The sequence below is a fragment of the Campylobacter sp. CNRCH_2007_0968H genome, assembly GCF_025773245.1.
GTDB classification, from domain to species: Bacteria; Campylobacterota; Campylobacteria; order Campylobacterales; family Campylobacteraceae; genus Campylobacter_D; species Campylobacter_D lari_D.
On sequence record NZ_JAKMTQ010000010.1, the window covers coordinates 1 to 10,474 of the forward strand.

Annotated in this window: 10 protein-coding genes; 5 read left to right on the plus strand and 5 right to left on the minus strand. The window is 29.0% G+C overall.

Going from position 1 to position 10,474, the window contains the following annotated elements:
- The 5 genes from L8Y18_RS06355 to waaC form a co-directional block, all read right to left on the minus strand.
- Window positions 1-75 (minus strand): glycosyltransferase family A protein (locus tag L8Y18_RS06355; protein WP_141082305.1); only part of this gene is annotated, 75 nt, incomplete at its 3' end.
- A gap of 55 nt (window positions 76-130) precedes the next feature.
- The gene (locus L8Y18_RS06360; RefSeq protein WP_263676497.1) at window positions 131-1,285 is read right to left on the minus strand and encodes a glycosyltransferase family 2 protein; all 1,155 of its coding nucleotides are present in this window, start codon (window positions 1,283-1,285) and stop codon (window positions 131-133) included.
- Between the two features lie 3 nt (window positions 1,286-1,288).
- Entirely contained in the window at window positions 1,289-2,836 is a 1,548-nt protein-coding gene (locus L8Y18_RS06365) for a glycosyltransferase family 2 protein (RefSeq protein ID WP_263676500.1), read from the minus strand.
- Between the two features lie 8 nt (window positions 2,837-2,844).
- Entirely contained in the window at window positions 2,845-3,717 is an 873-nt protein-coding gene (locus L8Y18_RS06370) for a lipid A biosynthesis lauroyl acyltransferase (protein WP_263662615.1), read from the minus strand.
- A complete protein-coding gene (gene waaC / locus L8Y18_RS06375; RefSeq protein ID WP_074692812.1) occupies window positions 3,714-4,733 on the minus strand; it encodes a lipopolysaccharide heptosyltransferase I in 1,020 nt (339 codons plus the stop codon). The genes L8Y18_RS06370 and waaC overlap by 4 nt, the downstream gene beginning before the upstream one ends.
- Window positions 4,734-4,798: 65 nt before the next feature.
- Between waaC and L8Y18_RS06380 the strand changes: the two genes are divergently transcribed.
- From L8Y18_RS06380 to L8Y18_RS06400, 5 genes are read left to right on the plus strand one after another with little or no spacing between them, the layout of a single operon-like run.
- Window positions 4,799-5,578: a 3'-5' exonuclease gene (locus L8Y18_RS06380; protein WP_263676501.1), complete on the plus strand. Its 780-nt coding sequence runs from the start codon at window positions 4,799-4,801 to the stop codon at window positions 5,576-5,578.
- A 58-nt stretch (window positions 5,579-5,636) separates the two neighbouring features.
- Window positions 5,637-6,623, plus strand: a complete 987-nt coding sequence (gene galE, locus L8Y18_RS06385) for a UDP-glucose 4-epimerase GalE (RefSeq protein ID WP_263676502.1) — start codon at window positions 5,637-5,639, stop codon at window positions 6,621-6,623.
- Entirely contained in the window at window positions 6,617-8,311 is a 1,695-nt protein-coding gene (locus tag L8Y18_RS06390; RefSeq protein WP_263676503.1) for an ABC transporter ATP-binding protein, read from the plus strand. Before galE ends, L8Y18_RS06390 begins: the two co-directional genes overlap by 7 nt.
- Window positions 8,308-9,372, plus strand: a complete 1,065-nt coding sequence (locus tag L8Y18_RS06395; protein WP_263676504.1) for a glycosyltransferase — start codon at window positions 8,308-8,310, stop codon at window positions 9,370-9,372. The genes L8Y18_RS06390 and L8Y18_RS06395 overlap by 4 nt, the downstream gene beginning before the upstream one ends.
- A gap of 1 nt (window position 9,373) precedes the next feature.
- Complete coding sequence (locus tag L8Y18_RS06400; protein ID WP_263664940.1) at window positions 9,374-10,474, plus strand: glycosyltransferase; 1,101 nt, start codon at window positions 9,374-9,376, stop codon at window positions 10,472-10,474.

The following is a 10,474-nucleotide window of genomic DNA, read 5'->3' on the forward strand; positions in this document are numbered from 1 at the left end:
AATTACACTATCTAAACATTCTTTTAGATATTTTTCTACATTGTATATGGGGATTACTACGCCTACTTTTTTCATACTTTATCTCCAAGTTGTTTTTTCATTTTTTATAGTTTCAAGATAAAACATTAAATTATTTAAAAAAACTTTTTACTTTTTGCCAAATTTTCCAAAGATCATAAGGAATTCGTGTTTCTATATATGGTGTAATAATAGGTAATTTTTCTTTTAAATTCAAAGGGTCTTTTTTAAATTTTTTAATCATTAAAGCCTTTTTTACATAAAAAGACAAAAATGTCTCTTTTATAGCCAATGCATTTTCACTCTTTTGCTCTTTAAAAAATTCTATCATTTCTAAAGCTGTTATCACTCTACTTGCTGCTTTTAGATAGTTTTTTGCTTCTTTGGCATTTTCCCCAAAAGCTTCATATAAATCTTTAAAATATTCTGACACATTTTCCTTTGTAATTTTTTTATCATGATTTGATATGCTATTGGATCTTAAAATACAAATATATAATGGTTTAGGTAAAATACAAATAGACTTGGCGCAAGCAAACAAAACCATACCAAAATGTATATCTTCATTAATAATATAATTAATAAACTTTAATTTTATAGATCTTAAAAAGTCAAAATCTATCATCCCCATAACACCAAAAGAAATATCTCTCATACCAACCTCTTCTGCTCTTTGTGCATATTCTTTTGGACTAATAATACATTCATCATTGTAAGAAAATTTTTGAAATCTCGTTTTTTTTCCCTTATCTTTAATTCCATCTTCATAAACACATTTATAATCAAATAGCAATACATCTACATTTTGCATTCTCACAACGCATTCTTCTATGCAGTTTAACTCCCAATAATTATCAGAATCTAAAAAAATAATATAATCAATCTTTGGAATTTCTAGCCTATCGTTCGCTAAAGCATTTTCGTACTTATAAATTTTATAAATATTTTGTGGATTATTGCCAACAATCTTAAAAATATTTAATTCATTTTCTTTTTCAATATATTGTATTTCATATTCACCATAAAAAAATTCTATACCTACATTTCTAGCACTACTTAAACCACCATTTTTTTTATCAAAAAGAGTGATTCTTTTATCTTTTAAAGTGTATTCTTTTGCAATATTGAGTGAGTTTTCATCTGTACTACCATCATTTACGAGTATGATTTCTAAGTTAGTATAAGTTTGATTGATTACACTATCTAAACATTCTTTTAGATATTTTTCTACATTGTATATGGGGATTACTATGCCTACTTTTTTCATACTTTATCTCCAAGTTATTTTTTTATTTTTTATAGTTTCAAGATAAATTTGATGATTGATTTCAAGCATATTTTTGCTATTTTCTTCATGGTAGATATGATAAGCCAGAGCATTAAATTTAAGCCTTTTAAACACTCCCTCATTAAATAAAAATCTAGCTACAAACTCGCTATCTTCCCTACCCCAGCCTATAAATTTTTCATTAAATCCCTCAATGGCTTCAAAATCACTTTTATAAAAGCTCATATTGCAGCCTCTTATACCTTTAATAAGTTGTGATTTTTTAAAAAATTTCTTAGCTAGTTTTGAAAATTTATATATACATTTAGCTAAAAAAATATTTCTTTGATTTTTAAAACCCTTTTTATTAAAAGCCAAACTAAAATCATTTTTGCTTAAAAGTTCTTTGCTTTCTTTTTCATTTAAAATCACCCTAGAACCTTGCAAAAATACTTTTTTTTGTGCAAATTTCAAATGATCAGCTACAAAACTTTTTTCTAAAACCATATCTCCATCTATAACGATTATATATTCGCTTTTAGAAGCTTTAATAGCTTTGTTTCTAATCTCACTTAGTCTAAATCCCTCATCTTCTTGCCAAATATGCTCTAATTTACAAGGAAAATCTTTTTGATAAGCTTGTATAAGCTTGACTGTATCTTCCCTGCTTCCATCATCAGCTATTAAAACCTCATCTGGTAAAGGCTCTAAGTTTTTAACGCTATCAAGCACCAAAGCGAGCCTTTCTTTTTGATTATAGGTTGTAATGATCAAAGCACAAGTTTTTGGCTTTTGTTTTTTTAACTCATACAATTTCATATATTTAAAAAAGGCCCCAAGACCATTGCAAGTACTTATGATAAAGCCTTTATAGCCATAAAAAATCCCTTTTTTCAAAACATAATTTCTAAAAAACGTCCAAATTCCTCTTAGCAATGCCTTGCAAACACTACTTTCTCTGTGTAAATTTTGCAAAGCCCAAAGCTTAGAGTATTTTTGAAGCTTATCTAGCAAACTATCGATATCATCAAACGCAAAATGTCTCAAACCATTTTGCAACTTAATCTTTTTACTATCTTCATATAAAATCAAACTCTCATGCACTAAATTTTCATTAAAATTAGTATGGGTTTTATTAAACACCCGCATTACATGATCGGGCCACCACCCACAAGCTTTAATCCACTCTCCATTATATAAATTTTCTCTTGGTAAGGCTATAATATCTTCTTTATTAGGCTCAATTTGCCCTAATTCTTGTAAAAATTCTTTCTTAGCAAGCTCATCTGCGTCAATATTAAAAATCCAATCATTGCTAGCATAACTTATGGCTAAATTTTTCAAAGGTCCAAAACCTATAAATTTATGCTGATAAATCTTGATATTTTTATAACTTTTACTAAACTCATAAGCAATTTTTAAAGTATCATCATTGCTATCATTTTCTATCAAAACTATCTCGCCAAATTCTTGCAAAGATTCCAAGCAAGCTTTTAAAGTTTTTTGAGCATTTTTAACAATCATTATCACACTAATTTGCTTTAAATCCATTTTATGTCCTATAAATATAATTCATGATTGTATCTTTTAAATCTCTTATGAAAGAAAAAATACTCATCAGGTTTAAATTTAATCATCTCTTCACAACACTTTGCTTGATACTTAGTAAGCTCTTCTATACTTGCCTTGCTTGCATCTAAAGCCTTAAAAGTTTTTACAAAAAATTTCTCATCTTTTTGATACACAAAACAAGGTAAAATCATAGCATTTGTTTTTTTAGCAAGTACACTTGCACCTGCTATGAAATTTACTTCTTGGTTAAAATATTGTATTTTTACACTTTCACTATCCACTGCATCTTGATCGGTTAAAATTCCAAGCGATCTACCTTCTTTTAAGGCTTTTAGCATTTTTCTAAGCCCGCCCTTTTTTTCTATAAGCTCTATATTAAATTGCGTGCGATTTTTACTTAAAATTTTATCCATTATCACGCTATCAAGTGCTCTTCCAACTATGGAAATTCCTTGAAATTTAGCTCCAAAAGACAAAGCCAAAAGCTCCCAGTTACCATAATGAGCCGTAGTTACAATCAAGGGTCTTTTACTTTGCATTATATTTAAAATTTGCTCCTCATCATCAAAGCAAATTTTATCGATAATTTCTTCTTTGCTTGCATTTTGATTTTTGATAAAATCAATCCCAAATTTAGCAAAATTTTTATAGATATTAAGACTAGTTTCATCACGCCATTTTTGATCTTTTTCAGGAAAGCAAATTTTTAAGTTTATGTCAATGATTTTGCGGTGTTTGTGATTTAACTTATAAGTGATTAAAGCAACCAAATTTGCAAAAGAATTTAAAAGTTTTACAGGTAAAATCTTCACAAGGGCTTTTAATATATAAAAAAGGCTTAGATATACATAATTTATCATTTTTCTAAAAGCTCACAAGCTAGTTTAAAAATATCTTTTTCATCGATATTTTGTATGCAAAAATCACTTTTATCTATATGTTTTGAATGCAGTATTTTTTTACCTGCATTGATTGTTTTGTTGATATTTGTTTCATAAGTATTTCTTTGGCTAGGAGTAGCACCAAAAATCGTTATAGAAGGCTTGTTTAATGCAAAGGCTAAATGAGTAGGCCCGCTATCATTTCCGATAATTAAATCACTCGTCTTAGTTAAAGCACAAAGCTCACTTAAGCTTAATTTTGGTGCAAGTTCTATTTTCAAATGTTTTAAATTTAAAACTATATCTTTAGCAAAATTAAACTCATTAACATTACCCCAACCAAGCATGATTTTTGCACTAGTAAAATACTCTAAAAGCATTCTGCAAAGTAGTATCAAACGCTCTTTTGGGTAAATTTTATTAGGCATAGATGAGCCTACATGTATGAGTATATTTGGCGCACTTTCACTTAAAGAAAGCCTTTGTTCTAAGCTTTCTTTTAACTCATCATCTACACTAAAACAGCTTTGTTTTAACTCTATGTCACTATGATCAAAATGCTCATTTAATACATAAGCCACCAAAGAAAGATTACGCACGATAATATTTTCTTCATAATTACACGCAAATTTATGCGTATAAAAATTACTCGCAAAGCCCTCTTTGATACTTTCTTGATCAAAACCAAAAGTATTAGCACATAAAAATTTACTCACTAAAGCGGATTTAATCAAACCTTGCAAATCAATCACAACATCATATTTGTTTTGCCTAGCTTCAAAAAGCATAGCAAAAACTTCTTTGAATTTTCTATCTTTTAAAGGCAGGGCATAAACTTCATTGATCATTGGATGATCTTGCAATAATCCTGCAAATCTTGCATCTACAAACCAATCAATACTCGCCTTAGGATAATGCTTTTTAATAAATTGCAAAACAATCACCGCATGGATGATATCTCCAAGTGCGGATAATTTAACCAAACCTATTTTCATATACTACTTTATTTTTAAATTTTCTGTTATGATTTTAACAAAGATTTTTTAAAAAAAGGTTTATCATGCAAGAATATATTTGCGTTTTTGATTGTGAGAGTATTCCTGATGTAGAATTGATAAAACATCTTTATGATTTTAATGGCGATGATTTAAGCATTAGCAAGCAAGCTTTAGAAAGACAAAAAGAAGAAAGCGGAAGTGAATTTTTACCCTTGCCTTTTCATAAAGTTGTAAGCATTTGTGCAGTGATTGCAGATAAATTTGGAAATTTCATCAAAGTCAATAAAATCAAAGGCGAAAATGAAAAGCAAATGCTAGAAGAGTTTTTTAACTTCATAGACAAACACCAACCCCGCCTTGTAAGTTTTAATGGTAAAAGCTATGACATGCCTTTGCTTGTTATAAGAGCATTAAAATACAATATCAACGCAAGTGCTTATTTGGACGCAAGCGATAAATGGAATAACTACAAAAGCAAATTTGCAGAAAATAAACATTGTGATTTATTAGAATCTTTAGGAAGTTTTGGTCAAAAAGGCTTAAGACTTGACACGCTTTGTGCTATGGCAGGACTTCCTGGAAAATATGATGTGCATGGAAATGAAGTATTAGAACTTTTTTATCAAAACAAATTAGAAAAAATTCACGAATACTGCGAAAGCGATGTGTTAAACACCTATATGCTATTTTTAAAATACGAACTCATTAAAGGTAATTTAACCCAAGAAGATTATCTTAATATTTTAGAAAATTTCAAAGAAGAGCTTTTGCAAAAACATAGCGATAAAAGCTATCAAAAGCCATTTTTAGAGGCCATAGAAAAAGAAAAGAACAAGTTTTAAATTAATTAAGAAAAGTATATTAAAATAACTATTATTAAATATCACAAAAAGGATAAAAATGAAAATTTTAATCACCGGTGGCGCAGGATACATAGGCTCTCATACTTTAAAACAATTTTTAGAAACAAATCATGAAATTTGTGTATTAGATAATCTTTCAAAAGGTAGCAAAAAAAGTTTGGATGAACTTTCTAAAATCAGACCTTTTAAGTTTTTTGAGCAAGATTTAAGCGATTATGCTGGGATTAAAAAACTTTTCAAAGAAGAAAAATTTGATGCAATTGTGCATTTTGCAGCTAGTATTGAAGTTCCTGAAAGTATGGAAAATCCTTTAAAATATTATATGAACAATACCGCAAACACAAGTAATCTAATCCAAACTTGTTTAGAAACAGGTGTGAAAAAATTCATTTTTTCTTCAACCGCAGCTACTTATGGAGAGCCACAAACTCCTATTGTGGATGAGCAAAGTCCATTAGCACCGATTAATCCTTATGGACAAAGCAAACTAATGAGCGAAAAAGTCTTGCAAGATGCTAATATGGCTGATCCTGAATTTAAATATTGCATTTTAAGATACTTCAATGTAGCAGGTGCTTGCATGAGTTATCCTATAGGTCAACGCTATCCAAAAGCTACTTTACTTATCAAGGTTGCTGCTGAAGTAGCCACAGGAAAAAGAGAAAAGCTTTATATTTTTGGCGATGATTATAATACTAAAGATGGTACTTGTATTAGAGATTTTATCCATGTTGATGATATTTCAAGTGCACATTTAGCTGCTTTAGAATACCTAGAAAACAATGAAAGTAATATTTTCAATGTAGGCTATGGACATGGCTTTAGCGTAAAAGAAGTTATTGAAACTATGAAAAAAGTAAGCGGGGTGGATTTCACAGTAGAACTTGCACCAAAAAGAGCTGGGGATCCTTCTGTGCTTATTTCAAATGCTGATAAAATCAAAACCCTAACTAATTGGAAACCAAAATATGATAATTTAGAATTAATCTGTAAAAGTGCTTATGAGTGGGAAAAACAGTGTTAAAAAAACTTTTTTTCATACTCAATGCCCATGATAAGAAATTTTTATTTGCTTTGCTAATTTTTTCTATTTTTATAGGATTCATAGAAAGCTTTGCTATTTCTTTGATCATGCCTTTTGTATCAGTGGCGAGTAATTTTGAGCTTTTAGAAAAAAGCTCCTATTTTCAACCTGTATATGAGTATTTAAATTTACCAAGTTATAAGATTATTGCTTATTTTGGCTGTATATTAATCGCCTTTTATATTTTTAGAGCCTTTTTAAATGCCTTTTATTTTCATTTACTTGCGCGTTTTTCTAAAGGGCGTTACCACAGCCTTGCTTGTCGTATTTTTGATAAATACTTACACCTTGAATATGAGAATTTTACTAATAAAAATCAATCAGAACTTTTAAAAACCATCACTCAAGAAGTATTTCATTTAAGCACTTTAATTAGTGCTTTTTTACTTATGCTAAGTGAAAGCTTTGTGGTGTTTTTACTTTATACTTTATTGCTAATTATCAACTATAAAATCACCCTAGCTTTAAGTGCTTTTTTACTTTTAAATGCTTTTATTTTGATTAAAATCCTCTCACCCTTGGTAAAAAAAGCTTCCATAGCTAGAGAAGAGGCGATGAAAAATTATTTTGAAATTTTAAATGCAAATTTAAACAACCTTAAAATCATCAAACTCAAAACCAAAGAACAAAGCACACAAAAGCTTTATGAAATTCAAAGTGGGCTTTTTGCCAAAGCAAACATTAGCAATGAAAGCATGTCAAGCATTCCTAGAATTTACCTTGAAGGTATAGGTTTTTGTATGCTTTGTTTTATTGTGGTGTATTTAGTTTTAAGATATGAAAGTGATATTTCATCTATCTTAGCAACTATTACTATTTTTGTGGTGGCTCTTTATAGGCTTATGCCAAGTGCTAATCGTATCATCACAAGTTATAATGAAATCACATATTATAAAAACTCTTTAGATATTATTTATAATATGCTCAATGAAAAAGAAGAAAAACTAGGTGATGAAAGTATTGAATTTAAAGAAAAAATCGTTTTGAAAAATCTTTTCTTTGCTTATAAGGGTAAGAAAAACTTATTTAAAAATTTAAATTTTGAGCTTAATAAAAATGAAAAAATCGCTTTTATAGGTAAAAGTGGAAGTGGTAAAAGTACTTTAGTTGATCTTATCATAGGACTTTTAAAACCAAGTGATGGAGCTATTTTTGTAGATGGAATTAAGCTTGATGAGAGCAATATAAAAAGTTTTAGAAGTAAAATTGGCTACATACCTCAACAAATTTATCTTTTTAATGATTCTATTGCTAAAAATATTAGCTTTGGAGAAGAAGTAGATGAAGCACTTTTGCACAAAGTGATCAAACAAGCTAATCTTGAAAGCTTTGTAAATTCACTTGAAGATGGAGTACATACTAAGATAGGTGATTCAGGTTCGTTTTTAAGTGGAGGTCAAAGACAAAGAATAGCCATAGCAAGAGCACTTTACCAACAACCTGAAATTTTAGTTTTAGATGAAGCAACTAGTGCTCTTGATCAAGAAAGTGAAGCAAAAATCATGGAAGAAATCTATAAAATTTCAAAAGATAAAACCCTCATCATCATAGCCCATAGGCTCTCAACTATACAAGGTTGTGATAGAGTATTTGAAGTAAAACATGGGCATTTGAAGGAACAAGTATGAAAATCACTTTCATCATAGCTACTTTAAATTCAGGCGGTGCTGAAAGAGTATTAGTCACTTTAGCTAATGAACTTTGCAAAAATCATGAAATAAATATTATTAAATTTCACAAAGAAGACTCTTTTTACAAGCTTGATCCAAAAATCAAACTTTTTACCCTAGAGCAGTTTGACTTTTCCACTCTTTATAATAAAATAGCCTCACGCATTAAAAAATTCAAAGCCTTAAAACAAGCACTTAAAGACCACAAAAGCGATGTTTTTATCTCATTTTTAGATACAACTAATATTGCTTGCATTTGGGCAAACAAAGGTTTAAATACACCTTTAATCATTAGCGAGCATAGCTCTTATACTTATTTAAAATCTAAAATTTGGAAGTTTTTACGCCGTATAAGTTTTCCTCATGCAAATGCTTTAACCGTGCTAAGTAATGATGATAAAAATTACTATGAAAACTTTGTTAAAAAAGTTATCAATATGCCAAATCCTTGTCATTTTAGCCCTATTAAAGAAAATTTAGAAAAAGAAAATAATGTCATTTTCGTAGGCAGACTTGATCATAATAAAAATGCTTCTATGTTTTTAAAAGCCATAGCAAGGCTAGATACAAATTTACAAAAACAATACAACTTTTTCATAGCAGGTGATGGAGAATTAAGACAAGATTTAGAACAAGAAGCCAAAAATTTACATATCAAAGTTAATTTTCTAGGTAAAGTTGAAAATATACAAGAGCTTTATAAAAAAGCAAAAATAATCTGCCTTTGCTCTTTCATAGAAGGCTTGCCAACAGTTTTACTTGAAAGTTTATATTATCAAGTAGCGCGCATTAGCACTAAATACACAAGCGGTCATAAAGATTTAATTGATGATGAAAAAGATGGATTTTTAGTAGATTTAGATGATGAAAAAGCTTTAAGCGAAAAACTCGCACTTTTAATGCAAGATGAAAATTTAAGAAAAACACTAGCGCTTAATGCACAGCAACGATGTAAAGATTATGAAGTGGCCAATGTAGCACAAAAATGGCTTGATTTAATCAAAGAAGTAAGGGTTTAAAATGAAAAAACTGGCAATTTTTATTTATTCTTTAGGAAGTGGTGGCGCTGAAAGGGTTGTATCTACACTATTACCTGTGTTAAATTTAAAATATGAAATACATTTAATTTTAATGAATGATAAAATATCATATGATATTCCTGAAGTTAATATCCACTATCTTGAAAAATCAAGTCCAAGTGAAAGTAACTTAGCTAAATTTTTAAAACTACCCTTGCTAGCTATGAAATACAAAAAACTTTGTGAAGATTTAAAAATCAACTTGCAATTTGTATTATTAAATAGACCTAATTATATTGCGTTAATGGCAAAATCCCTAGGACTTAAATCAACCCTTATTATCAATGAATGCACCACTCCAAGTGTAATTTATAAACATAATAATCTAAATTCTTTTATCAATAAATTTCTTATTAAAAAACTTTATAACAAAGCAGATTTAATCTTAGCAAATTCTATAGGAAACAAAGAAGATTTAATACAAAATTTCAATATAGAGGCTAAAAAATGCGATATTTTATACAATGCCATAGACTTAGAAAACATTATAGAAAAATCTAAAGAAAAAATAGACTTTAAAGATCCTTTTATATTAAGTGTTGGAAGGCTTGATCGTGGTAAAAATCATGCTATGCTTATAAGAGCTTATGCAAAAGTTAAAACTGATTTAAAATTAGTCATTTTAGGCGAGGGCATTTTAAAAGATGAGCTTTTAGCTTTAATAGAAACTTTAAATTTAAAAGATAAAGTCTTTTTACTAGGTTTTGATAAAAATCCTTATAAATACATGAGCAAATGTGACTTTTTTGCTTTTGCTTCAAGTTTTGAAGGTTTTTCCAATGTTTTAATCGAATGCTTAGCTTGTAATACTGCCGTACTTTGCACTGATCATAAAAGTGGCGCAAGGGAGCTATTTTTAGATGATGAGTTTGGACTTTTAGTAAAAGTAGATGATGAAAAAGCCATGCAAGAAGGCTTAGAAAAAATGTGCAATGATGAAGCACTAAAAGCTTCATATAGACAAAAGGCTTTTTTGCGTGCAAAAGAATTTGATAAAATTAGCATAGCAAAGCAATTATTTGAATTTTTCAACAAGGCATAA

Bases quoted from the DNA above. Each gene is read 5' to 3' on its own strand.
- L8Y18_RS06370 (WP_263662615.1), bottom strand. From the start codon at position 3,717: ATGATAAATTATGTATATCTAAGCCTTTTTTATATATTAAAAGCCCTT.
- L8Y18_RS06360 (WP_263676497.1), bottom strand. From the start codon at position 1,285: ATGAAAAAAGTAGGCATAGTAATCCCCATATACAATGTAGAAAAATAT.
- L8Y18_RS06400 (WP_263664940.1), top strand. From the start codon at position 9,374: ATGAAAAAACTGGCAATTTTTATTTATTCTTTAGGAAGTGGTGGCGCT.
- L8Y18_RS06365 (WP_263676500.1), bottom strand. From the start codon at position 2,836: ATGGATTTAAAGCAAATTAGTGTGATAATGATTGTTAAAAATGCTCAA.
- L8Y18_RS06380 (WP_263676501.1), top strand. From the start codon at position 4,799: ATGCAAGAATATATTTGCGTTTTTGATTGTGAGAGTATTCCTGATGTA.
- L8Y18_RS06395 (WP_263676504.1), top strand. From the start codon at position 8,308: ATGAAAATCACTTTCATCATAGCTACTTTAAATTCAGGCGGTGCTGAA.
- galE (WP_263676502.1), top strand. From the start codon at position 5,637: ATGAAAATTTTAATCACCGGTGGCGCAGGATACATAGGCTCTCATACT.
- waaC (WP_074692812.1), bottom strand. From the start codon at position 4,733: ATGAAAATAGGTTTGGTTAAATTATCCGCACTTGGAGATATCATCCAT.